The sequence below is a fragment of the Paenibacillus sp. FSL H7-0918 genome, assembly GCF_038007025.1.
Classification (GTDB): Bacteria; Bacillota; Bacilli; order Paenibacillales; family Paenibacillaceae; genus Paenibacillus_AQ; species Paenibacillus_AQ odorifer.
On the sequence record NZ_JBBOWJ010000007.1, the window covers coordinates 24,827 to 48,253 of the forward strand.

Genomic DNA, 23,427 nt, shown 5'->3' on the forward strand with positions numbered 1-23,427 from the left:
GGTTGTAACCCCATTTATTTAAACACTGGCTCCTTGAATTGAGTCAATTTAGCTGCAGAATCTTTTTCCACATCCGCATGCAGACTGTTGCCGTGAGCATCCATCGTCACAATCGCTGCAAAACCCTCCACATCGAGATGCCACATCGCCTCAGGAATACCAAATTCCATAAAATCAACAGCGTTGACCTTCTTAATGCACTCTGCATAATACTGGGCGGCTCCACCAATCGCATTGAGGTATACCCCGCCGTGCTCCTGTAACGCTTTTAACGTTTTTGGACCCATACCACCTTTTCCGATGACTGCACGGATTCCAAATTTTTTGATAATATCGCCTTGATAAGGCTCTTCACGAATGCTCGTAGTTGGTCCCGCAGCTTTTACATGCCAGCCTTCCTCATCTTTCATCATCACAGGACCACAATGATAAATCACAGCCCCTTCCAGATCTACCGGAGACTCATGATCCATTAAATATTTGTGCAAAGCATCACGGCCTGTATGCATTTCACCGGATAAAATAACCACGTCTCCAACACGCAGACTACGGATATCCTCTTCACTTATCGGCGTTGTAAGACGTACTTCCCGCGATTCAGAGGCTGGGCTGTTAGCTCCCTCAGCAATTACCGCTTCAGATTCATGTGCCCCTTCATCATCTACAGATATCCCTGTACCACTCTCATACAACCAATCCTCTATATTGCCTGTGGATGGATCAACCAGCACCCCTTGGCGGCGGAAGGCCCAACAGTTATAAGCAACAGATACGAAAAAGCTAGCTGGCAGACGATTCATTACGTCAACCTTACAGCCCAGCAGCGATACTTCACCACCAAAGCCCATCGTGCCAATTCCAAGCTTGTTAGCATTCTCCATAATATAGTCTTCCAGCTTACTAAGGTCTTCTATTGGATTAACATCCTCCACTTTGCGGAACAGCTGCTTCTTAGCCAGCTCGTAGCCAGTCGTACGGTCACCGCCGATACCCACGCCAATAAAACCGGCACTGCAGCCTTGTCCCTGCGCCTGATATACCGCGTGTAAAATACATTTACGGATTCCGTCCAGATCCCGACCCGCTTTGCCGAGTCCTTCTAATTCTGCCGGGAGACTGTATTGAATATTTTTATTCTCGCAGCCTCCACCCTTCAGAATAAGTCTAACGTCTATTTTATCCTCTTCCCATTGTTCGAAATGAATGACTGGTGTGCCTGCACCCAAGTTATCTCCGCTATTCTCACCTGTTAATGAATCTACAGAATTGGGACGAAGTTTACCATTCTTGGTCGCTCGTACAATGGCATTATGAATATCTTTTTTCATCTCAATCTGATTGATTCCCACAGGGGTGTGAATGATAAATGTAGGCATTCCCGTATCCTGACAGATCGGAGACACTTGCTGCTCAGCCATTCCGATATTTTGCGCAATCGTGGTTAAAGCAAGACCGGACCGGGTAGCCCTGTCTTCCAGCGCGCGACCTTTTGCAACTGCCCGGCGTACATCTCCCGGCAAATTCGTGGAAGTTTCTACGATAAGGTTATAAATACTGTCTTCAAAATGCTGCATCTTCATTCAAGCTCCTCTCGGCAGTTCCAGGTTATCTAAAGTTTGATACAATTAGTATAATAATATCATACCTAGCACCGCATGAAAGGGGTTACTTTAAAATTGAGCTACCATTTTTCTGCCTATCTATATCGTCTTCAGTATATTCAGCGCTGGAGCTTGATGCGCAGCACCGCACCGGAGAACGTCGCTGAGCATTCTTTTCATGTTGCATTGCTCACACATATGCTCTGTTCCATCGGTAATGTTCATTTTGGACGTTCACTAAACGCAGAACGAGCAGCAACCCTAGCTCTGTTCCATGATGCCAGCGAAGTGTTCACAGGTGACATCGCCACGCCGGTAAAATACAACAATCCTCGCTTGCTCACCAGCTTCCGCGAAATGGAGAAAGTTGCGGCTGATCGCTTAACTGGAATGATTCCATCAGAGCTGAAAAGCATCTACACTCAGCTTATACGGCCGGAAGACAGCCCTCCCGATTCAGAGGACATTCTGCTGCACAGCTATGTGAAAGCCGCTGATCGGCTGGATGCTTATTTGAAATGCGTATGGGAAGTTGCTGCAGGAAACCGAGAATTTGCCGCCGCGAAGGAGCAGACAGCAGCAAAACTTCGTGGGCTTGACCTGCAGGAAGTGGATTATTTTCTGACTCATATGGCACCGAGTTTCGAAATGTCTCTCGATGAGCTCTCTGCCGGAAACTAAACACCCTCTATACAATAAAAAATGGACCTCCGCATGAATCTCGCAGGGGTCCATTTAGTGATTAATAATTGATAATACAAGCGTTACGTTGTTGATTCGGTCAGGATATCCCAGTCTTTAAAAATGGGCTGCAAACCCTTCGTATATAGCATTTCCGTAATCTCCTGCACACTACGGCTATCGGATATTTCGAATTGCGGAGTTCCCCCTGCATTAGTGTGACCGCCCACCTCAGTAGTGACCCCGGCTGACATCTTAGTTATTCCTAGATGAATTAAATGATCGCGTAGAGAGGCAGGCTCTCTTGTAGATAAAGTAATGCCCGAACGGGGTAAAAATAACCGGTATGCCAAAATAATCTGCACTAGCGATCGGTCGGTAACATCACACTCCGGGTTAAATTCCCCTAAATAAGGCCGAAACCGCGGAGGTGACAGACTGATCTCGCAATCTGGATACCGATCCTGCAAATAGCGGGCATGCATGGCACTTTGGAATGCCTCTTGCCGCCAATCATACATCCCGAGCAACGTACCAATATTCACAGAACGAAAACCTGCCTGACAGCCGCGTTCAGGTGCATCCAGGCGATTCCGGTAGTTTCTTTTAGGCCCTTTAACATGCAGCTTTCTGTAAGTCTCCTGGTGGTACACCTCTTGGTATAGTGTTAATCCATCCACCCCTGCTTGAAGAAGCTCTTTATATTCTGCAGTTGATAGAGGATTTATCTCAATACTGACAGAGGAAAAAAATTCCCTGAGTACATCTACGCAATCCTTAATATATGAGACAGGATTCTCCCGGCGCGATTCACCAGTCAAAATGAGGATATGCCGCAGACCTGTAGCTGCAATCTTCTCAGCCTCCCTGCGAACCTCCTCCAAGGACAGCTTTTTGCGCGGAAAATCATAAATGGAGCTGAAGCTGCAGTAGGTACAATGATTCACACAAAAATCCGCAAGATACATCGGTGTGAACAGCTGCATCGAATAACCAAAATGTGCACGGGTCAGTCGCTGTGCAGCCAACGCCATCTCCTCTAGCAGCGGCGTTGCTGCCGGAGAGAGCAATGCCAGCAAATCATTTTCGTTCAGCTTGTCTTTTCCAAGCGCCCGCCTAACGTCATCCTCCCGGAACTCCTTCCACAGTTGCTCATAAGGATACTGCTCCAAGCGGGCCAGTGTGTCAAAAAAGCTCATGCTAATCTTCCCTCCTTTCGTGACCTATCAAATTCAGTTCAAAAATCCAGTCAACGGTGACGAAGCAAAAGCAACTTCTTCTACAGGACCGAGTCCTGCCAAATAAGCTTTGCGGCCAGCGGATATCGCCTCGCGGAACGCTTCCGCCATGACGAGCGGATTACGTGCCGTTGCAATAGCCGTATTAAGCAGAACAGCAGCGGCCCCCATCTCCATTGCTTCCGCCGCTTCCGAGGGCTTGCCAATTCCGGCGTCTAAAATAATCGGCAAATTCACTTCTTGAATAAGAATACGCACAAGCTCCTTGGTGCGCAGGCCGCGATTCGTTCCGATCGGCGCACCAAGCGGCATCACAGCAGCAGCACCGGCATCTCTCAGACGTAAAGCAGCCGAAAGGTCCGGACTCATATATGGCAATACTACAAAACCCTCCGCTGCTAAAATCTCTGTAGCTCGTATGGTCTCCAGATTATCTGGAAGCAGGTATTTCTGATCATTGATCACTTCGATCTTGACCCAGTTCCCCAGTCCCGCAGCTCTTGCTAATCTTGCAATACGGACTGCCTCTTCCGCTGTACGCGCTCCTGAGGTATTAGGCAGAAGAGTCATGTGGCCGGGAATATGGTTCATGATATTTTCTGCTCCACCTTGCGGGTCCACTCGGCGAAGCGCTACAGTAATCACCTGAGAACCAGAGCTTGCGATCACTTCGGGGATCAGCGTATTCCGGCTATATTTTCCGGTTCCGATAAATAATCTACTGGTTAATTCGATGCCGCCAATATGTAACGGGTCATGCATGAAATTACCTCCCTTTGGTTCGTATAAATTTCTCAAAATTCTATACCGCTCCATCTCAACCCCCACCAACAAAGTGCACCAGTTCCAAACGATCATCCTCGCTCAGAGCAGTACTTTCATAATTCTCCTTACTGACAATTTCTCCATTCAGCTCAATGATCATCAGACGACCCGACCACTCAGGAAGACTGATCAAATCAGCTATAGTTTGAATACCACCAGAACACTCTGCGGATTTCCCGTTAATCAACAGCTTCATTCTGAATCACCCCCTTCGCCCATGCTGTTACCTCCAGGCTATGAATGAACCGCCTTATGAATAGCTTTGGCGGCCTCATAAGGATCATCCGCTCCGCAAATACCGGACATCACAGCAACTCCTGCCGCACCTTGTCTAATGATCTGCGCCGCATTAGCGGGGCTAATTCCGCCAATCGCAATTACAGGAATAGAGCTGGTCTTCACCGTTTCTGCAAGCAGCTCTAACCCACGTGCGGGCAGCCCTAACTTGCTATCCGAGGGAAATACATGACCAAACAAGCAATAATCAGCTCCCTGCTCTGAGGCATTCGCCGCTTCTACCGGAGAATGAACCGATCTCCCCAGCCGAAGCTGAGGTGCAATTCGCCGGGCTGTAACCGGACTCAGACTGTGCCAAGCCAACTGAACCCCCGCGGCACCAGCTGCCAAGGCTACATCGATCCGGTCGTTGATTATCAGTTTGGTAGCGGGCATACCGGTAGCCAACAGCTTCTGTGCCGCAGCGAGCAGTTCGCATGCAGGACATTGCTTATCTCTCAGGTGAATATAATCGACCCATGTCTGCACCGTGACAGCTAGTTCAACAAAATGTCTCAGCTGTAGCTTGCCGTCTGATATTAGATGGATCTCAGCTTGCAACATCACGATCTCCTCTCTCACTTCCCTGTAGGTCAGTAAAAAACAAAAAAACTGCCCCCCGTAAGGAAGGCAGTCAGAATCTGTATATAGACGGCACTACAAATAGCCCGACAACAGAAATTCGTTCTCCACTTCCCTACGCTGGTCTTAACCAGATCAGGTTCAAAGGGTCCGGAAATCCATTCCGTCTCAGCCAATCGGCACCCCTAGTGACATAAATATACAATTTTAAAATGCTAACGTGGTTTATAGTAACATATTTTTTTATTGAAATACACCCATTTATTCACATTAGCTGTACTGATCTAACCGTTTACTACCTCGCCACCATTTACATGAATAACCTGTCCAGTCACATAACTGGAATCGTCAGAGGCCAGATATACATAGGCTGGTGCCAGCTCTTCTGATTGTCCAGGCCGTTTCATAGGCTGTGTACCTCCAAACTCGCTAACCTGTTTTGCATCAAAGGTAGAGGGAATCAGCGGTGTCCAGATTGGACCTGGTGCAACACCGTTTACCCGTATGCCCTTCTCTGCCAGATTCGTGGACAAGGATCGTGTGAAGCTAAGAATAGCTCCTTTAGTTGATGAATAGTCCAGCAGCTGCGGGCTTCCGCGATAAGCGGTAATTGAAGTTGTATTTATAATGGTAGATCCTGCTTTTAAATGAGGCATAGCTGCTTTTGTTAAATAGAACATCGCAAATATATTCGTACGGAAAGTACGCTCAAGCTGCTCGGAAGTAATATCCTCGATCTTAGCTTGCGGATGTTGCTCTGCCGCGTTATTGATGAGAATATCAAGCTTTCCTAAGCCCTCCACCGTCTGTTTAATAAGATCCTTACAGAATTTCTCGTCACCGATATCACCTGGAATTAGGATACATTTGCGGCCTTCCTGCTCGACCTGACGTTTAGTTTCCTCTGCATCTGAGTGTTCATTAAGATATGAAATGACCACATCAGCGCCTTCTTTAGCAAAAAGCACAGCAACTGCACGCCCAATTCCGCTGTCTCCACCGGTAATTAACGCCGCCTTGTCTTGCAGTTTACCTGCTGCTTTATAATTTGCCGGCTCGTATTTGGGCAGCGGCGTCATTTCACTCTCAATCCCTGGCTGATGATGCTGCTCCTGTGGGGGTAAGGTTTTTGTAGCTTGTTTATTGTTGCCTGACATCTTCCCTATCTCCTCTCGTTAAGCAAATTGATAGTTAACTGATCGTCTTAGGATGGCACAACTATGCACGTTTATACGCTGGGTTTGTCATTTTCTTAAATCGCTTTACGAATCTTACTTACCACAATGAAAGTAGATATAAACAACCGTGAGAGATATACTGCTGTAAGTGGAGAGGAATTCACTGCATACAAATAGACACAGCATCGCTGCTGTGCCTTGAATTGTTCACCCTGACTATTTTAGAGAAGAAACATGATTTTCTGCATTCACTTCATGTTCCAGCACCCACATAAAGTACAGAGCTTTGGCCGCTTTCTCCCGGGTCACTATAGCTTTAGGTTCTAGTTCTGTCCCATTGACCATTTCGCCTCTGGCAATCCCCACTTCAGATCTAATGAGTCCTAATTCATATGCACTTTTCACTTTTGAAATTAAATAAGGAGAAATGTCCGCTGTATCAACAAGCTGCGTCCAGGATACAAGAGGATAGTACATCGCACCTCTAGCTCCTGGCTCCAAATTCGAATCATAGCCAGGATCTCCTGGCACTACTGCTGTGCCGTTATAATCAGTCATGTACTTAGGTTTATTAGCAAACTTTATTTGGTAAACGTCATAGAGAATAGCACCCATCGTTTCACGTGACAGCTTACCTTTCGGATAATAGGCAAGATCTGATCTTTCCACTTTCATTAACTTAGAAATACTGCGTGTGAATTCAGCAACTGTCATCTCCGTATCCGGATTAAAATTCCCTTGACGGTCTTTGCCCATTACTCCCAGCTGGATTAATTTTTCAATTTGATTACGGTAATAAGCAGCTTCCCCAGTCGTCGTATCATTCGTTATTTCCGGAAAAATCTTACCCCAGTTCCCTGTTAGTGCCGCATGCTTAACGTTCCCTTTAAGGTAAGGAGTAATGGAGGCAGCAGTAGAATCGCCAGTAGCACCTTTCTCTACAAGCTCCGTGACAATCATCCGTGAAAATTGTTTGGCGAGCGCTTCTTTAAAATGAGTCCCATCGACTTTCTTTGAAGGATGCCCATTAGCGTAACTTCCGTCATTTGTTTTGCCTGGCGTTTCTCCGGCTTCAATAGACATGAAGAGGGCTGTTATTGCTTCTACACCGATCTCGTTATAATATTTCAGACTTTCCGAGTTAAGGTCAATAAGTGTAACTCCAGATTCATCTGCGACCCGTTTAAGAATATCTACAAACTTTCTTGATTTAAAAGAATTTTCATAGATATATCCCGGACTTGCATTCCCTTTAATTCTGGACATTGGGGTTACCAGTACTGGTATCATACCCCGGGCTTGAATCGCAGGGAGATAGACTTCTTTAAGGTAATTTTCATACATTGCTTCTGTCGAACCTCTGCCGTAACGTCTGAACTCATCTGCGCTCTCATCATTGTGTCCGAATTGAATAAACACATAATCCCCAATGCTGCCATTCAGTAAAATGTCGTTCAGTCGACCTTCTGTATAGGCATTTTTAAACGAGCGTCCCCCCATGGAATAGTTAGTTACACTCAATTTATGTTGATTAAACATACTGCCAATAATCTGGCCCCAACCACTCATTGGTGCTTCGTCGAAGGTGTAGGACTTGACAGTAGAATCTCCAAGTATAAACAAATTCGGAAGAGCTCCAACTGCTCTATGCTGAGGCAAAATCGGTTCCAGTATGATCTCCTCAATCCCCACAGCTGTGTTCACTTTGTTCGGTTCGATCTCAATATCTATATGGTCACGGCCGTTTACATACGTATAAGTCCACTCTTTCCCTTTGGCTACAGCCGTATGCTTGACGGGTACAAGCTTTGCAGCGTCCCAATGTCCACTTTTCAACAAGCGGCTGGTCTGCATTCCGGATACTGACACGATCCCATCCTCTGCGTCAGAAGTCGTTTTTACATATACGTTGTAGGTTCCAGGGGGAGCATCCATTCGAAACGCCATTCCGTAGTTGTTATAATTATCTTTCTCAGATTTAGGTTCAGCAAAAAAAATAGGTTCTGTGATGAAAAAACCTGTTCCATCGGATGTAATTGAGTCGGTGTGCACTTCTCTGGCGGGTAAAGCGTTGGTCTCTTGAACAAAACCATAACCTAAAGATGAGTCATACAATTGTGCACCGCGATTAGGATCATACCTAACGGATTGATATCCTGTTTTAACTTGGTTTGTAAAATTGAACTTGTATACGCTTGCAATTTGGGTTGGAGGTTGCCTCTCTGCCCCATCTTTTAATAGGGATGCCTCTGTTTTACCGTGAGTAAGAGTCAATGAAGCCATAAGTAAAGAAGATAAGATTAGTATATTCCTACACAGCTTTCTCACTTCATTACACTTCCTTCCGTTTCTCGAAATACTTCCCTAGGTCCCTCCATTATCCCTGTTCTCTAAAGTGATTCAAATGATGATTTCATTCTTTTTTTTGACCTTTTGTAACGAAAACCATGGAATGATCAACGGCTCACACTGCAAAATGGTCATATGTATAGGTATCCTTGATATAATTAAGAACATCCCTATTGATCCTAAGGAGGAGAACTCCTATCGCTTACAAAGTCAGCTTTCCGAACATTATGAGTACACTGCAGCTGTTCGGTGTTCATTATCGTGTAGCAGAACCTGGGTGGGCATACCCTGATCATCATCACAAAATCTTCGAACTATTGTATTGCTACGACGGCAACTCCCATCAATATGTAGAAGGAAGTTCCATTGCCTTTGGTAAAGGAGATTGGTTAATTATTCCGCCTGGCTTACGTCATTATGTAGTTAATTCTGGCCTGAGCAACTATATCTACCTCTCCTTTCATTTCGATATTGACGATTTAAAGTTTCGTGAATGGTTTCAGTCTCAGGCTGTACAGAAATGGAATAACCAGCAAATGCAGCATTCGGGATTAAATCACCAACTGGAACATTTGGATGAATTTATTAAGAACAATATTCTCGCCACGACGGCCTCCACTGGATTTCCCGAGGAAATTGAAGAAATGATTCTTGTAAAAGAAAGGCTTCGTTTGCAAGCGATCATCCTGATGATTTTGACTGAACTCATTGATGTACAGCTCTCGAATTCGGAGAATTCCAACACAGCGCGACAAGCAAACTCTTTGTACGAGGTGGAAACTGCTCATCAGATCGAAAAATATATTGCAGCCAATATTCATTTGCCGGAGCTCACGGTTAATTTGATTGCTGAGCAGCTTTGCTTAAGTCGGGTGCAGTGCCATAAGTTGTTTACAAAGATATATAAGATATCTCCTAGGCAGTACATAACTAACCTAAGATTAAAGAAGTCAAAACATTTGCTGCTTCATACCGATTTAAAAATACAGAGGATTTCTGAACAACTCGGGTTTGCTTCCCAGAGCCACTTCAGCCGACAATTCAAACGATGGACGGGTGTTTCTCCGTTAAATTACCGGCCGAAATCTTATACGAATCCTATCAGGGATTAACGTTTTATGAAGATAAATTACCGGAACATACGAAAAACCCGCTCTCCATTACGGAGGCGGGTATAATTCGCTATAGATTAAACTATGTCGTTAAACACCATGAAGAATACCATTAGTAGCAATGACACCGTAAGCAGTGCACTAAGTGTGCGCAATTTTCCAGTCTCTGCGCTAACGTCGCGGTTCTCACGTATTCCAGCTGCTGCAAGACGCAAAGGCTTGCTCATAATACCGCCAAGTGCAAACATCGCTAGCAATAACACAACAACAATAATCATCCACGCTACTGAATAATCACCTTTGGTCATCATATAACCGCCTGTAAGGAGTTGGATCACCAATCCATACTGCGCAAAACGATTAAATCCGGTTACTGCACTTAACGTTCCTTCTTTAGCCCCAGACGACAGTTTCTCTGCACGTCCTAGGATGAAGGGTAGCACAAGGTAGAAGCCAAGTGCCAAGGTTCCGATCATATGTAAGAAAAACAACACGTTCCAATCCATAACATATCTCCTCCGTTTTAACTGTGATAATAGTTACATTTAATTATACCCATTATTGCTTGAGAAGAAAAGGAAACCCCCATTTTAAGTGAACAAAATGGGGGTTTCTTCATACCTCTGTCACAATCTATACAGTTAGCACAGCTGTTACGCTACGCACGGATTCAGCAGACTTATCTAAAGCCGCTTTTTCCCCAGCTGTAAGCTCCAGTTCAAAAATCTTCTCGATACCATTGGCACCAAGTAACGCCGGAACACCCATGAACAGGTTATCGTAGCCATATTCTCCTTCGAGCAAAGCGATAACCGGAATGATCCGTTTTTTGTCCTTCAAGATAGCTTCCGCCATCTGAACTAAAGAAGCCGCTGGTGCATAATAAGCACTACCATTTCCTAAGAGGTTAACAATCTCTCCGCCACCTACACGTGTACGTTGCACAATCTCATCAATACGCTCCGCAGATATCAATGTATCAATTGGAATGCCACCGACACTGGAATACCTTACGAGCGGTACCATATCATCGCCGTGTCCGCCTAATACGAAACCACGTACATCTTCAACAGATACCTTCAGCTCTTGTGCAATAAACGTGTTATAACGGGCTGTATCCAGCACTCCGGATTGTCCAATTACGCGACTCTTCGGAAAACCCAGCGCATTAAATGCCGCATAGGTCATAGCGTCAACTGGATTACTCAGAATGATTACGATGGAATCTGGTGCTACACGTTTTATGTTCTCGCATACCGACTTCACAATACCTGCATTGGTGTTCACGAGATCATCGCGACTCATTCCAGGTTTACGGGCAATCCCTGCAGTGATGATTACAATATCTGAATCCGCAGCATCTTCATAGCTTGAGGTTCCTGTAATTTGACTGTCAAATTTCTGTACAGGACCTGCTTCCAGCATATCTAGTGCCTTCCCCTTGGTTGTGTTCTCCATTTGTGGGATATCAAGCAGCACAACGTCACCAAGCTCCTTTTGAGCAAGCATAAGAGCTGTAGTAGCACCAGTAAAACCGGCACCTACAACTGTAATTTTATAACGTTTGATTGCCAAGGATTCTCCTCCTAGAACGGTGTCGGTATAGCTTGTATTAGCTAAACTTCAATATATTCAGTAGGTTGAGCCAGCCTATCTTAGAGGTGATTAATAATCTCGTCGGCAAATGCAGAGCATTTCAGTTCAGTTGCGCCTTCCATCAGGCGGGCAAAGTCATAAGTCACGGTTTTGTTATTAATAGCTGTTTCCATACCTTTATAAATCAGATCTGCTGCTTCCTGCCAACCCAGATGCTCCAGCAACATTACGCCGGACAGAATCACGGAACCAGGGTTCACAACATCTTTGTCTGCATATTTAGGTGCGGTGCCATGAGTGGCTTCAAAAATCGCATGTCCAGAAATATAGTTAATGTTCGCTCCAGGAGCGATACCGATACCGCCGATTTGCGCAGCAAGCGCGTCAGACAGGTAATCCCCGTTCAGGTTCAAGGTAGCAATAACATCAAAATCAGTCGGACGAGTCAGAACTTGTTGCAATGCGATATCCGCAATGGCATCCTTGATGATAATTTTGCCCGCAGCTTCAGCATCCTTCTGAGCAGCATTGGCAGCAGCTTCACCTTCACGTTCTTTAATCACATCGTATTGATTCCAAGTGAAGACCTTATCTCCGAACTCTTGCTCAGCAACTTCATAACCCCAGTTTTTGAAGGCACCTTCAGTGAACTTCATGATGTTTCCTTTGTGCACAAGCGTTACGCTCTTGCGTCCGTGTTTGATCGCATATTCAATAGCAGCGCGTACCAAACGTTTTGAACCTTCGGAGGATACTGGTTTGATACCAATACCAGAAGTTTCAGGGAAACGGATTTTGTTAACTCCCATCTCTTTTTGCAGGAATTCGATGACTTTCTTCACTTCAGCAGAACCTTCTTGATATTCAATCCCTGCATAAATATCCTCCGTATTCTCACGGAAAATAACCATATCCACCAGCTCAGGACGTTTAACAGGAGAAGGAACCCCTTCGAAATAACGAACTGGACGCAGACATACGTACAAATCCAACTCTTGACGCAAAGCTACGTTCAATGAACGAATACCGCCTCCGATTGGAGTCGTAAGTGGACCTTTAATAGCTACAAAATATTCACGGATTGCCTCCAAAGTATCATTTGGCAGCCATTCGCCATATGTATTGAAGGCTTTTTCGCCAGCAAAAACTTCGTACCAAGCGATTTGCTTTGTGCCGCCATAAGCTTTAGTTACTGCTGCATCAAGTACGCGTTTGGAAGCCTTCCAAATATCACGGCCTGTGCCGTCACCCTCGATAAAAGGAATGATTGGATGATTAGGAACCTGCAGTTTACCATCTTTAATTGTGATTTGTTCGCCTTCTGTTGGCAGATCGAATTTTTCTAGTTTCAACATTTGAGTGTATTCCTCCTAAAGTTTTGTGGGATTTAATTTCTCATGGACAAGCCTCGAACAAAACTCTCTACGTATGAATATGCATTATTGCATATATTCTAGGGTTCATTCTACTAAACTTTAGGAGCAGCCTGCAAGGCTGCCCTTCTATCTTTCGTCTACTGGAACGTATTTCTGTTCAATCATACCTGTGTATTCTGCACGTGGCCGGATAATACGGTTATCTGTATATTGCTCCAGAATATGTGCAGTCCAGCCTGAAGTCCGGCTAATTGCAAAGATAGGAGTGAACAGCTCACGTTCAATACCCAGCTGTGTATAAACTGATGCCGAATAGAAATCAACATTCGGTTTAAGTCCCTTTTGTCCGGTAATCAATTCCTCGATATTTACGGACATATCATACAGCGTAGTATCATTTTTCATTGTGCCAAGTTCAAGTGACATTTTCATCAGGTGTTTAGCACGTGGATCACCATTTTTGTATACTCTATGGCCGAAGCCCATGATCTTCTCGCGGTTATCCAGCTTCTTACGAATATAAGGTTCAACCGCTTCCAAACTTCCGATCTCTTCAAGCATCTTCATAACGGCTTCATTCGCCCCACCGTGAAGTGGACCCTTTAGAGCGCCGATAGCGGAGGTCACGCCGGAATAAATATCGGACAAGGTTGCAACCGTAACTCTGCCTGCAAAAGTTGAAGCATTCAGCTCATGGTCCGCATGAAGCACAAGTGCGGTATCAAGCGCTTTAACAGATACACTGTCAGGCTCTTTTCCCCATAACATATACAGGAAGTTCTCGGCAATCGAGACGCCTTCTTTAGGAGCCACAGGTTCCAGACCTTTGCGAATACGCGATAGGGCCGCCACAACCGTCGGGAGCTGTGCCTGTAGTTTTACTGCTTTAATCTCGTTAGCTTCTCTACTCATATCGTCAGCCGCTTCATCATAGAGAGCAAGGCTTGATACAGCAGTCCGCAATGCTGCCATGGTGTTGGTGTCTTTTGGATAGAGCTTCATTTGCTCGATGACTGGCTCAGGAATCCGTGCGAAAGCACTGAAATCCCGTTTGAGCGCTTCCAGCTCTGGTGTTGTTGGTAGACTGCCAAACCACAATAAATAAGCGGTTTCTTCGAAGGTAGCATTTTCTGCGAGATCATCAATATCATAACCACGGTAAGTGAGTACCCCATCCACAATAGAGCTAATGGATGAAGTTGTTGCAACGATACCTTCCAAGCCTTTGGTAGCTGTCATAGCATATCTCTCCTTTGCCAACAAGGTATAAAAAGCATTCTCGGTTTCATGTAAACATTTCCAATTTAAAGCATTGAAAAATCTAAGGAGTGCAGTTCAAGGACATATCCGGCGAGGATGTTGTCTGACTTTCGTAATCGAATCTTTATTCATCATACTGGATTTTGTCGGTTATGTGAACAATGTGGAAGCTTTGCAGCGCATCAAATGATTTTATCACAGAGATAGAAAAAAACTTCTAAACCCTTGATTCACAGTTGAGATTTTAGTTTATAGCATCCGGTTCAGCCCAATATTTATCCCGTTTCCTAGTCTTTAAATAGCTTCTATGAATATATATGAAGACGAGCTTTTATTCCCCTGCATCCGCAGGAATGAAGGAGGTGTAGATCTTCGTATGGACCGATTAGCATTAAAAAGACTGCTGCGCGGCCTGTGGGTCGTTCTGGCTACCTTTATCCTCCTGCTGGCAATCTATTTATTGCTTCCGCTGTTATACCCCCTCCTGCTCGCTTGGTTGCTCGCTTATATCATGCATCCACTAGTGTTGATTCTTAAAGGCCTTAAGCTCCCAGCGTGGCTGGCGGTGTCGCTCTCGCTGCTATTTTACATAGGCGGAACCGCACTAGTACTGACCGCGATGATTACAAGGCTAGTGAAAGAATTGATCGTGCTGCTGCAGACCTTTAATCTTCATACGGACCAATGGAGAGAGCTTCTGCTGTCCTTGAGCCAGAATGCAAGCATACAGAATATCATTAACCAGATAAATCAGTTCTACCGCGACAATCCTGACTATCACGCCACCATTGACAGCAATATCAGCAGAACAACGGAAACCGTTGGTTACGCAGTTACGCAAGTGGTGACCGGATTTTTTAATGTGATCTTAAAGCTGATCTCCGCTCTACCCAGTATGGGTACAATTCTTATCGTGGTCGTTCTCGCTGCCTTTTTTATTAGTACTAGCTGGGAAAGACATAATGCCAAACTCACAGGCTGGCTGCCAGCCCCATTCTTAAAGCCGGTATCGGGTATCTGGCGGGATCTGCGAAAAGCTCTCTTCGGCTATCTTCGGGCTCAGCTAATCCTGATCTCCATTACAGCGGTCATTGTCGTGATCGGGTTGCTGCTCTTGGGTGTAAAATCTGCTTTCGCTATTGGCTTAATGATTGGTTTTGTGGATCTGTTGCCTTATTTAGGGGTTGGAATCGTAATGATTCCTTGGGCGTTATACTCTTACATGACAGACAATCTGGCACTGGGGATCGGACTTACTATCCTATATGCCGTTATCCTTGTAACCCGCCAAGTGCTTGAGCCGAAAGTGCTCGCCAGCAGCATTGGGCTTGATCCCCTTGCTATGCTGGTCGGTATGTTTGCAGGTTTGCAGCTGTTCGGTATGCTTGGGCTGATCATCGGTCCCGTTATTCTAGTTATTCTTGTAGCCTTTAACCGAGCAGGTGTATTTCACGCATTACACAGCTATATTGTCAGCGGAAGACTAAGATAATAAACAATACCCTACAATTCTTGGAATAGCAAAACAGAGCAGGCTCCTATCAATGATAGGTGCCCGCTCTGTTTTTGTTTTGATGATGACTAGCGGCGGTAAAAGGTGAAGGTGCCGTTTTTCATCTTTTTCTCAATCCACTTCAGCAAAAATATACGATACAAAGGCCGAGTTAACGGAAACACCAAGGAGAAACCTACAATATCCGTTATGAAGCCAGGTAAGATCAGCAGTAAGCCACCGAAAAAAATGCATAGGCCATCCAGCATCGTCCGGCCAGGAACGCGTCCCTCCTGCATATGTGTTCTGCTGTCTTGCAGCACTTTATTCCCTTCGAAACGCATCATCAATAGTCCGATAACCGAGGTCGTCAACATAAGCAGCAGCGTTTTGAATGCTCCAAGTTGATCTGCTACAAAGATAAAGCCGAATAATTCCACGGCAGGAATGATAAATAATGCAGCCCACAACCATTTGCTTCTAATCATACAGAACCCCTTTCTTCCCGCAGCGCTCCTTTAATCGCGTGAAACAGCTCCGGAAGGGCTCTATCCAGCCTGGCAGGCTTCCATTCTCGATTCACCCAAACATGATTTGTCGAGCCGGTAACCAGCAGTTCCCCGGGGAGGTCCATCGACCGCAATTGTCCCAAAGTAGCCGCTGAACCCTCTAAATTCCTACCTTCTGCTTCCGAGAGCCTCCGCACCTGATACTCAAATGCGACTCTTAACGCCGAAAAGGTAGTCATTCGCGCATACACGGAGATAAGATCATCATATCGCGCCGGACTTTTAAATTGCAAATCGGCTGAGGTAACAGGCAGCAGCACTCCCTGATTCTCAAGCTCACGATAAGTAAAGCCAAGCTGACGTAACAACTCCGTACGGCCAGACTCAAACCAGTTCAAATAATTCGCATGATACACTACGCCCATCTGATCACTTTCCTGGTATCGAACACGCAGGGTAGACTCATACCACCGGCTTCGCAAGCCGTCTTGCTGTAATTCCATTTATAAATACTCCTTTCGGCATAGGCAGCAGGGAGAGCTTTAGGCCCGGGCCCCGTCTGAAGATAGCTTTGTCGTCGATAGTTTGCTTCGGGAGCTTCTGGCGACATAAAATAGCAGCATCGCTCCTGCAATTGAACTCAACATACAAGACAGGTTCATCACTTCTACGCCGCCTTGATTGAGCAAGAATCCATTTAATAAATTGCCAACAACACCGGCAAAACCCGAGAACACCATATTAAAAACACTTTGCCCAGTCGCCTGCATCTCATTAGAGGTGATCTGAGATACATATTCAACGGCAGCAATATAAAAGAACCCGAATGACAGACCATGCAGTACCTGCACTCCAATCATTACGGATGGATAAGGGAAAGCCACCTGAATACCCCACCGCAAGACATAAATAAGTGCGCCAAGGAGCAGCGTCCGCTCGCGCCCCAGCTTTTTGATTACCTTGGAAGCAAACAGCATGGAGGGCACGTTCGTTACAGATGCGAGGAAAAGCGCAATTCCTGCATAACGAGTTGAACCTCCAACCGACTGAAACGCAATGACGAAGTAGGTTCCAAAAGCAGTCATCGTCTGGTTCACAAGAAAACTACCACCCAAAAACGCTAGGAACACCCGATTCCCCAGCAGCTTTTTAACCCCCTGAGAAAACGATTGCCGCATCATATGATTCTCTTCTGCCTGCTTCGGCAGCGTCAATGCAATAAGAACCGCAATCAGATTAAACATAAGAAAGGGCAACCATATCGTGGATACAGAGAAGGACGATACATACAATCCGCCTAAATAGGCTCCCACAGCCGCTCCAATGCTCATCATAAGCCTTATACTGCCATAAGTAGCCCCAGCCCTCTTCGCCGCTGAAATCGCGTAAGAATCGGCTATAGGCGCCTGTGTCGAGGAAAAGATTGTAGAGAGGGTATACACCAGCAGTAACACTATAAAATATTCCGAACGGTAAAAGACGGCTAATAAAGCCGGTATCGCCACACTTAGGATTAGTACCAAACGCGTCTGATTATACCGATCCGAGACAATTCCCCATATTGGCTGAATCGTGATCGCAATTAGCGTGCCTGTTGCCATTAGTATACCTATCTGCCCGCTATCAAGTCCATTGTGGACAAGCAGCAGCGTTAGATATGAGCCAAATGAACCGCCGGCCAATCCTAAAAACAGATAAAAGCCACGCAGCTTCGATAATTTTTCCATTTTAAGCTACAAATCCTCTCCAGCTTCTTAATCAAGCATTGCACTCTCTTATATTTTAGCAGAACACCCGTACTTCCTATGTAATCACCGCATTTAATATAGCAGTACTATAAAGGCGGTGGACAAGTTGAATGATAAGCAAAATTCTAATCGGGTCAATCATCCATGTCTAAAAGACAAATCTAATTCGAACAAATTTCAAAGCTCCGGCTTCGGCTGGTCTTCAACAAACTGGAGCGGATATACGATCACTGGAAAAAAGGGGGCTTTTAACCGCATTGCCGGTGAATGGATCGTTCCATATGTAAAACCAACCTCTAAACCTTCCTATTCCTCTGCTTGGATTGGTATTGACGGTTTCAAGAACAGCAGCCTGATCCAAACGGGTACAGGCCATGAATTCGTAAATGGCCGTGCCCGGTATTACGCTTGGTGGGAAATCCTTCCTGATGTCGAAACGGTAATTCCCCTTCCAGTGAGCCCTGGAGACCATATAAAAGCGAACATCACGAAGGTAGGCCGCAACAAATGGACGATTACGCTCCGCAATTTGAGCCGAAATTGGATTTTTCGAACATTACAGCGATATACCGGACCACAAACCTCTGGTGAATGGATTATGGAGGCTCCCGAGGTAGACGGCTCGATCGCAAAGCTGGCGCGTGTCTCCCCTACTTGCTTCTATTGCTGTCGAATTAATGGCAAAAGTCCGAGGCTCACTCTCAATATGGGAGGAATCATGGTGCAAAATAACGCTACTATCGCCGTTCCTTCTTGTCCAAACCATCGTGGGGATTCTTTTACTGTCAAACGAACATACCCCAAATAAAAATACTCGAACCTATCATTCAAGATTTGTTACTAACAGCATAAATGGATTTAACATAATCTTCAATCGAATATGTTGATAAACACGAAAAAAAGGGCTGCCTCGCTTGTAGATTTTCACTACAGTTGAGACAACCCTTTAATTAAGCTTTATGGAACCTGTTAAACAGGTGAAGCCAATCGAGAACTACTCGATTGTGCTTACTTTTACCAAGTTAGTGGAACCAGAACGTCCAAGTGGAATTCCTGCAGTAATCACAACTAGGTCACCAGTTTGAACCAGACCGGAATCCTTACCACCTTTGATTGCTGTTTCCAGCAGCTCATCTGTGGAAGATGCAACTTGTCCGAACACTGGCGTTACGCCCCAAACGAGGGACAATTGTCGCATAGTTCTTTCTTGTGTTGTAACGGCAATGATTGGTGCTTTAGGACGGTATTTAGAAACAACGCGTGCAGTATGACCTGTTACAGTCGAAGAAATGATAGCCTTAGCGTTCAGATCCAAAGCAGAAATTGCAACGGATTGGCTGATTGCTTCTGTAACTGTAGTTTCTTGTGCAGTTTGTTGTTTCATGAAGATTTCATGGTGGTTCAGAGCGGATTCCGCTTTCTCAGCAATGCGGGACATTGTAAGTACGGATTCTACTGGATATTTACCAGCAGCAGTTTCTCCGGAAAGCATGATTGCATCTGTACCATCTAAAATAGCGTTTGCTACGTCACTTGCTTCAGCGCGAGTAGGACGTGGGTTGCGTTGCATGGAATCCAACATTTGTGTAGCTGTGATTACTGGTTTACCAGCAACGTTACATTTTTGAATCATCAATTTTTGAGCCAAAGGTACATCTTCAGCTGGGATTTCAACACCAAGGTCACCACGAGCAACCATCAGGCCGTCAGAAGCTTCTAAAATTTCATCAAGGTTGTCAACACCTTGTTGGTTTTCGATTTTGGAAATGATTTGGATGTGAGAAGCGTTGTTTTTCTCAAGCAGCTCACGAATTTCCTGAACGTCGCTAGCTTTGCGAACGAAGGAAGCGGCGATAAAATCGATGTCCTGTTCGATACCAAAAAGAATATCGTTGGTGTCTTTTTCCGTAATACCCGGCAAGGAGATGTTTACTCCTGGTACGTTAACGCCTTTCTTGCTCTTAATCGTACCACCGTTTACAATACGGGTCTTGATTTCTGTACCTTGAATGTCGACAACTGTCAAACCAATCAGACCGTCATCAATAAGGATTGTGGATCCTACTTGAACATCGTTAGGAAGTTCGCTGTACGTGATGGAAATACGATCTTGATTACCAAGGATCTCTTCCGTAGTCAGTGTCAGGTACTCGTCCTGAACAAGTTCAATCGGTTCTACTTCCAGCTTGCCTGTGCGAATCTCCGGTCCTTTAGTATCGAGCAGGATAGCAACTGTTTTGTTCAGTTCCTTAGATGCTTGACGGATCGTATTGATCCGAGCACCGTGCTCTTCGAAATCGCCGTGGGAGAAATTCAGACGGGCCACATTCATACCAGCCAAAATCAATTTTTTGATATTCTCCAACGATTCACTCGCAGGTCCGATCGTACATACAATTTTACTTTTCCGCATTAGGTTTTCCTCCGTTTTTTCGTTCTCTCTGTCTCACTTTTTCCAACTACAAAATCTACTACAAGGCTAACTAATAAAATAGGAACTTTGTCACATGTGCCTTTAAGTACGCCCTTATGAATATTACTGCAAACCAGACACAAAATCAATGTTGTAGGCACTTTTGGGTGTAACTTTAAGTCGAATTTTCTGTAAACATAAAAAAAATTAAAATAATCCCGTTAGTGGATCGAGATTATTTTAATTCCAATAAATTGTATATTTTACACTATATCCAAAAGACCCACTAAGTATAGCTATATGTCTTAAAGTGCAAATGATTTTGCACTTTTACACTTCTGACTTCACTTCTTCTTCAATAAAAACTTGTTCCTGCTGAGCCTCTGCAAACTCACCAATTTTACGGAATTTACGGTATCGATCATCCTTCAATTCCACTGAGTTCATCTGGGTTAGCTCCTGCAGATGCCGCCATAATGCATCCTTAATCGCCGCTGCTGTTGCTTCGTAATCCCGATGAGCGCCGCCTTTAGGCTCTGGTACGATCTCTTCTATAACTTCCATCTCAAGCAGATCAGCAGCCGTTATCTTCATGGCTTCTGCCGCTTGATCAGCCTTCGAAGCATCCTTCCACAGAATAGAGGCCGCTCCGTTAGGAGATATCGCCGAATAAATGGCATGTTCCAGCATGAGCACTCTATTTCCAACCGCCAATGCCAGGGCGCCACCGCTTCCGCCTTCACCGATGACCACACAGATTACAGGGACACCAAACTGAGACATCTCGCGTAAATTGCGGGCAATCGCTTCGGATTGACCTCTTTCCTCGGCTGTGTTGCCTGGGTATGCACCTTTCGTATCCACGAAGGTAATAATGGGACGTTTGAACTTGTCCGCTTGCTGCATCAGACGCAGCGCTTTACGGAAGCCCTCAGGGTGTGCACTGCCGAAGAATCGTAAAATATTCTCTTTGGTGTCTTTACCGCGCTGCTGGCCAATAACTGTAACCGGCAACCCATTTAGTTTACCGATGCCGCCTACAATAGCAAGATCATCCCCAAACATCCGATCACCGTGGAGCTCAATAAAATCTGTGAAGATCTGCCCCATAAGATCAAGGGAAGTCGGACGTCCTTGATGTCTAGCCAAATGCATTTTTTGCGAAGGAGAAATATTAGAATATATCTCTTCCTCCAGCACACGGTATCGTTCTTCCAGCCTAGCTACCTCGTCCGTAAAATCAATACCCTTCTCTTCGCCAAACTGCTTCAGTTCAGCAATCTTCTTGCGCATTTCTACCAGAGGCATTTCAAAAGGCAACTCTCCTGCCAACCTAAAATCCCCCTTTCACGTCATGCAGCTCCAAAATTTTAGTCAATGTAGCGCGCATTTCTTTGCGGTGCACGACCATATCAAGCAACCCATGCTGAAGATTAAATTCAGCGGTCTGGAAATCATCCGGAAGCTTCTGGCGAATGGTCTGCTCAATGACTATACGTCCTGCGAAACCAAATACCGCTCCAGGCTCTGCAATAATTATATCACCAAGGCTGGCAAAACTCGCAGATACTCCACCGGTAGTAGGATCCGTAATTATCGAGATGTAAAGACCTCCAACCTCGTTAAAACGAGCCAGCGCAGCGCTGGTCTTCGCCATTTGCATTAGACTAAGAATACTCTCCTGCATTCTCGCTCCACCAGAAGTAGAGAAAATAAGGAGTGGAAGCTGTTGCTCTGTGGCCTCTTCTATCGCACGGGTGATCTTCTCCCCTACTACAGAGCCCATACTGCCTGAGAAAAATTCAAAATTCATCACAGCTACGATGACTGGATGGCCACCAATGGAGCCCTGACCCGTAATTACGGCTTCAGTTTGTCCAGATTTCAGCTGCTGTTGCTCCACTTTGGAAGCGTAACCCGGAAATTTCAGCGGGTCGATAGAATACATTTCACTGTCAAACTCAATAAAGCCCTCAGGGTCTAATGTCATTGCAATACGCTCCACAGCATTTAGGCGCAAGTGGTGACCACAATTAGGACATACCTTTAGGTTCTTCTCTAATTCCTTACTATACTGGATCGTTCCGCATTTATTACATTTGCTCATTAATCCTTCAGGGATTTCACGTTTGGGGCGTTCGCCTTCCGCAGGCCCGCCGCTCCGCTCCAGACGCTCTGAAGGAATAGTCGCGTACTTCCGTTTCTTCTGAAATAAATCTTTGAACACACCCGCACCTCTTCAGCCGTTTATTTGCGTTATGCAGCTTGCCGCTGTCATGACTTTTGTCTTGTAAGAAACTCAGGGATGCAGAATAAGATTAAGGACTTCCTGTACTTCCTCCAGCTCACCTGAAGGAACCAATATCTCAAACTGCTGCTTGGACATATTGATTGGACGGCATTCTACCAAAAAACCTTCTTCTGTCAGCTTACTCTTAATCATATCCGCCACTCTGGCGGTCGGCGCGATATATATTACCGTCCACATGCCCTGCAAGGCCTCCCCAATCTTAATTCCCAGCCGTATCCCGTATAATGGAATTATGATAACACAGTTTTCTTTTTTCCCGCAACAGGAGTAGGGCATAGGAAGCAAGACTGAGGAACTTGTTCAAACGAAATAAAGGGGCTCAATTATTCCTTGTCCGTGCCTAAAGGATATACTTTTGCCCCTTCATGCCGATGAGCAATTCTGGCGGAAGCGGCGGCAGCAATGCCGGCAACAAGGTCATCCAAGAATACATGAATCCTACCTTTATCATCGTTCAGTTCACCAATGATTCCAAGCTTTATTTTGTCCAAATACCCAAAACCTGTCAGTCCGATCATCCCATATACCCCTGTAATACCAAGCGCCAGAGTCTCGTCCGCTCCGTAGAGGGATTCATCAGCCTCCATTACCGCCTGCAGCGGCTGTGGAAGCAGTTTTTTCTCGGCTAATTCATCAAGAGCAACACCTGTCATTAAAGTATACTGCACTTCTCTTTTGCCCAAAACAGACTTGACGCTGGACAGACATTCATCCTTGGTTAAACCAGGATAATAAACCGATTGTAAAATATATACGATTTCAGCAATGGAGGAAAGTGATACACCTCTGCGTTCCAACAGATCTACTGCCATTTGATAGGACATGCTGCGACTCCCCTTTCCGTACAGGGATGTGCCCTGTGGTTTCCTAATGTATGCGG

General features: G+C 45.3%; 23 protein-coding genes and 1 riboswitch. Of the genes, 4 read left to right on the forward strand and 19 right to left on the reverse strand.

Annotated features, from left to right (window positions below):
* Positions 1 to 14 precede the first annotated feature (14 nt).
* Positions 15 to 1,574 carry a fumarate hydratase gene (locus MHI15_RS30165; RefSeq protein ID WP_340034600.1) on the reverse strand — a complete coding sequence of 520 codons (1,560 nt, stop codon included), beginning with the start codon at positions 1,572 to 1,574 and terminating at the stop codon, positions 15 to 17.
* Positions 1,575 to 1,676: 102 nt separating this feature from the next.
* On the opposite strand from MHI15_RS30165, the gene yfbR reads away from it, so the two are divergent.
* On the forward strand, positions 1,677 to 2,282 hold the full coding sequence (gene yfbR / locus MHI15_RS30170) for a 5'-deoxynucleotidase (protein ID WP_139330047.1): 606 nt from the start codon (positions 1,677 to 1,679) through the stop codon (positions 2,280 to 2,282).
* 83 nt (positions 2,283 to 2,365) lie between these two features.
* Here yfbR and thiH read toward each other — a convergent pair whose 3' ends face one another.
* The 6 genes from thiH to MHI15_RS30200 form a co-directional block, all read right to left on the reverse strand.
* Positions 2,366 to 3,481: a 2-iminoacetate synthase ThiH gene (thiH, locus tag MHI15_RS30175; protein ID WP_339190338.1), complete on the reverse strand. Its 1,116-nt coding sequence runs from the start codon at positions 3,479 to 3,481 to the stop codon at positions 2,366 to 2,368.
* A gap of 33 nt (positions 3,482 to 3,514) precedes the next feature.
* Positions 3,515 to 4,282 (reverse strand): thiazole synthase, encoded by a 768-nt coding sequence (locus tag MHI15_RS30180; RefSeq protein WP_340034240.1) that lies wholly within the window; start codon positions 4,280 to 4,282, stop codon positions 3,515 to 3,517.
* Positions 4,283 to 4,337: 55 nt separating this feature from the next.
* Complete coding sequence (thiS, locus tag MHI15_RS30185; protein WP_038569682.1) at positions 4,338 to 4,541, reverse strand: sulfur carrier protein ThiS; 204 nt, start codon at positions 4,539 to 4,541, stop codon at positions 4,338 to 4,340.
* Between the two features lie 38 nt (positions 4,542 to 4,579).
* Positions 4,580 to 5,185 (reverse strand): thiamine phosphate synthase, encoded by a 606-nt coding sequence (locus MHI15_RS30190; protein ID WP_341165233.1) that lies wholly within the window; start codon positions 5,183 to 5,185, stop codon positions 4,580 to 4,582.
* Positions 5,186 to 5,298: 113 nt separating this feature from the next.
* Positions 5,299 to 5,400: riboswitch (TPP riboswitch) on the reverse strand.
* An 87-nt stretch (positions 5,401 to 5,487) separates the two neighbouring features.
* Complete coding sequence (locus MHI15_RS30195) at positions 5,488 to 6,360, reverse strand: SDR family oxidoreductase (RefSeq protein WP_341165234.1); 873 nt, start codon at positions 6,358 to 6,360, stop codon at positions 5,488 to 5,490.
* A gap of 237 nt (positions 6,361 to 6,597) precedes the next feature.
* Positions 6,598 to 8,664: a GDSL-type esterase/lipase family protein gene (locus MHI15_RS30200; RefSeq protein ID WP_341165235.1), complete on the reverse strand. Its 2,067-nt coding sequence runs from the start codon at positions 8,662 to 8,664 to the stop codon at positions 6,598 to 6,600.
* A gap of 293 nt (positions 8,665 to 8,957) precedes the next feature.
* On the opposite strand from MHI15_RS30200, the gene MHI15_RS30205 reads away from it, so the two are divergent.
* A complete protein-coding gene (locus MHI15_RS30205; protein WP_139330046.1) occupies positions 8,958 to 9,842 on the forward strand; it encodes an AraC family transcriptional regulator in 885 nt (294 codons plus the stop codon).
* 77 nt (positions 9,843 to 9,919) lie between these two features.
* On the opposite strand, the gene MHI15_RS30210 is transcribed toward MHI15_RS30205, so the two are convergent.
* The 4 genes from MHI15_RS30210 to citZ all read right to left on the reverse strand — a co-directional run bounded on the left by MHI15_RS30210 (position 9,920) and on the right by citZ (position 14,053).
* Complete coding sequence (locus MHI15_RS30210) at positions 9,920 to 10,348, reverse strand: hypothetical protein (protein WP_036678923.1); 429 nt, start codon at positions 10,346 to 10,348, stop codon at positions 9,920 to 9,922.
* 127 nt (positions 10,349 to 10,475) lie between these two features.
* Positions 10,476 to 11,417: a malate dehydrogenase gene (gene mdh, locus MHI15_RS30215; RefSeq protein ID WP_341165236.1), complete on the reverse strand. Its 942-nt coding sequence runs from the start codon at positions 11,415 to 11,417 to the stop codon at positions 10,476 to 10,478.
* Positions 11,418 to 11,497: 80 nt separating this feature from the next.
* Entirely contained in the window at positions 11,498 to 12,793 is a 1,296-nt protein-coding gene (gene icd, locus MHI15_RS30220) for an NADP-dependent isocitrate dehydrogenase (RefSeq protein ID WP_036678918.1), read from the reverse strand.
* 147 nt (positions 12,794 to 12,940) lie between these two features.
* On the reverse strand, positions 12,941 to 14,053 hold the full coding sequence (gene citZ / locus MHI15_RS30225; RefSeq protein ID WP_036678915.1) for a citrate synthase: 1,113 nt from the start codon (positions 14,051 to 14,053) through the stop codon (positions 12,941 to 12,943).
* Between the two features lie 397 nt (positions 14,054 to 14,450).
* Here citZ and ytvI point away from each other — a divergent pair, with 397 nt between their 5' ends.
* Entirely contained in the window at positions 14,451 to 15,566 is a 1,116-nt protein-coding gene (gene ytvI / locus MHI15_RS30230) for a sporulation integral membrane protein YtvI (RefSeq protein ID WP_341165237.1), read from the forward strand.
* Positions 15,567 to 15,655: 89 nt separating this feature from the next.
* Here the strand turns inward: ytvI and MHI15_RS30235 are convergent, their stop codons facing one another.
* The 3 genes from MHI15_RS30235 to MHI15_RS30245 are packed head-to-tail and all read right to left on the reverse strand — an operon-like array spanning position 15,656 to position 17,802.
* Positions 15,656 to 16,054 (reverse strand): FxsA family protein, encoded by a 399-nt coding sequence (locus MHI15_RS30235; protein WP_076124906.1) that lies wholly within the window; start codon positions 16,052 to 16,054, stop codon positions 15,656 to 15,658.
* On the reverse strand, positions 16,051 to 16,578 hold the full coding sequence (locus tag MHI15_RS30240; RefSeq protein ID WP_038569667.1) for an acyl-CoA thioesterase: 528 nt from the start codon (positions 16,576 to 16,578) through the stop codon (positions 16,051 to 16,053). Before MHI15_RS30240 ends, MHI15_RS30235 begins: the two co-directional genes overlap by 4 nt.
* A gap of 39 nt (positions 16,579 to 16,617) precedes the next feature.
* A complete protein-coding gene (locus MHI15_RS30245) occupies positions 16,618 to 17,802 on the reverse strand; it encodes an MFS transporter (RefSeq protein WP_036678905.1) in 1,185 nt (394 codons plus the stop codon).
* Positions 17,803 to 17,929: 127 nt separating this feature from the next.
* Between MHI15_RS30245 and MHI15_RS30250 the strand changes: the two genes are divergently transcribed.
* Positions 17,930 to 18,631 (forward strand): G1 family glutamic endopeptidase, encoded by a 702-nt coding sequence (locus MHI15_RS30250; RefSeq protein ID WP_076124905.1) that lies wholly within the window; start codon positions 17,930 to 17,932, stop codon positions 18,629 to 18,631.
* A gap of 186 nt (positions 18,632 to 18,817) precedes the next feature.
* Here MHI15_RS30250 and pyk read toward each other — a convergent pair whose 3' ends face one another.
* The 5 genes from pyk to MHI15_RS30275 all read right to left on the reverse strand — a co-directional run bounded on the left by pyk (position 18,818) and on the right by MHI15_RS30275 (position 23,371).
* Positions 18,818 to 20,236, reverse strand: coding sequence for a pyruvate kinase (gene pyk / locus MHI15_RS30255; protein ID WP_038569666.1), 1,419 nt, complete (start codon positions 20,234 to 20,236; stop codon positions 18,818 to 18,820).
* 330 nt (positions 20,237 to 20,566) lie between these two features.
* Positions 20,567 to 21,568, reverse strand: coding sequence for an acetyl-CoA carboxylase carboxyltransferase subunit alpha (locus tag MHI15_RS30260; protein ID WP_076278577.1), 1,002 nt, complete (start codon positions 21,566 to 21,568; stop codon positions 20,567 to 20,569).
* A gap of 1 nt (position 21,569) precedes the next feature.
* Complete coding sequence (gene accD, locus MHI15_RS30265; protein ID WP_076124903.1) at positions 21,570 to 22,463, reverse strand: acetyl-CoA carboxylase, carboxyltransferase subunit beta; 894 nt, start codon at positions 22,461 to 22,463, stop codon at positions 21,570 to 21,572.
* 72 nt (positions 22,464 to 22,535) lie between these two features.
* On the reverse strand, positions 22,536 to 22,724 hold the full coding sequence (locus MHI15_RS30270) for a hypothetical protein (RefSeq protein WP_036678895.1): 189 nt from the start codon (positions 22,722 to 22,724) through the stop codon (positions 22,536 to 22,538).
* 146 nt (positions 22,725 to 22,870) lie between these two features.
* A complete protein-coding gene (locus MHI15_RS30275) occupies positions 22,871 to 23,371 on the reverse strand; it encodes a phosphatidylglycerophosphatase A family protein (protein WP_036678892.1) in 501 nt (166 codons plus the stop codon).
* Positions 23,372 to 23,427 lie beyond the last annotated feature (56 nt).

Coding starts and splice junctions, on each gene's coding strand:
- MHI15_RS30165 (WP_340034600.1), bottom strand. CDS start 1,574: ATGCAGCATTTTGAAGACAGTATTTATAACCTTATCGTAGAAACTTCC.
- thiH (WP_339190338.1), bottom strand. CDS start 3,481: ATGAGCTTTTTTGACACACTGGCCCGCTTGGAGCAGTATCCTTATGAG.
- MHI15_RS30180 (WP_340034240.1), bottom strand. CDS start 4,282: ATGCATGACCCGTTACATATTGGCGGCATCGAATTAACCAGTAGATTA.
- thiS (WP_038569682.1), bottom strand. CDS start 4,541: ATGAAGCTGTTGATTAACGGGAAATCCGCAGAGTGTTCTGGTGGTATT.
- MHI15_RS30190 (WP_341165233.1), bottom strand. CDS start 5,185: ATGTTGCAAGCTGAGATCCATCTAATATCAGACGGCAAGCTACAGCTG.
- MHI15_RS30195 (WP_341165234.1), bottom strand. CDS start 6,360: ATGTCAGGCAACAATAAACAAGCTACAAAAACCTTACCCCCACAGGAG.
- MHI15_RS30200 (WP_341165235.1), bottom strand. CDS start 8,664: ATGGCTTCATTGACTCTTACTCACGGTAAAACAGAGGCATCCCTATTA.
- MHI15_RS30205 (WP_139330046.1), top strand. CDS start 8,958: ATGAGTACACTGCAGCTGTTCGGTGTTCATTATCGTGTAGCAGAACCT.
- MHI15_RS30210 (WP_036678923.1), bottom strand. CDS start 10,348: ATGGATTGGAACGTGTTGTTTTTCTTACATATGATCGGAACCTTGGCA.
- icd (WP_036678918.1), bottom strand. CDS start 12,793: ATGTTGAAACTAGAAAAATTCGATCTGCCAACAGAAGGCGAACAAATC.
- citZ (WP_036678915.1), bottom strand. CDS start 14,053: ATGACAGCTACCAAAGGCTTGGAAGGTATCGTTGCAACAACTTCATCC.
- ytvI (WP_341165237.1), top strand. CDS start 14,451: ATGGACCGATTAGCATTAAAAAGACTGCTGCGCGGCCTGTGGGTCGTT.
- MHI15_RS30235 (WP_076124906.1), bottom strand. CDS start 16,054: ATGATTAGAAGCAAATGGTTGTGGGCTGCATTATTTATCATTCCTGCC.
- MHI15_RS30240 (WP_038569667.1), bottom strand. CDS start 16,578: ATGGAATTACAGCAAGACGGCTTGCGAAGCCGGTGGTATGAGTCTACC.
- MHI15_RS30245 (WP_036678905.1), bottom strand. CDS start 17,802: ATGGAAAAATTATCGAAGCTGCGTGGCTTTTATCTGTTTTTAGGATTG.
- pyk (WP_038569666.1), bottom strand. CDS start 20,236: ATGCGGAAAAGTAAAATTGTATGTACGATCGGACCTGCGAGTGAATCG.
- MHI15_RS30270 (WP_036678895.1), bottom strand. CDS start 22,724: ATGTGGACGGTAATATATATCGCGCCGACCGCCAGAGTGGCGGATATG.
- MHI15_RS30275 (WP_036678892.1), bottom strand. CDS start 23,371: ATGTCCTATCAAATGGCAGTAGATCTGTTGGAACGCAGAGGTGTATCA.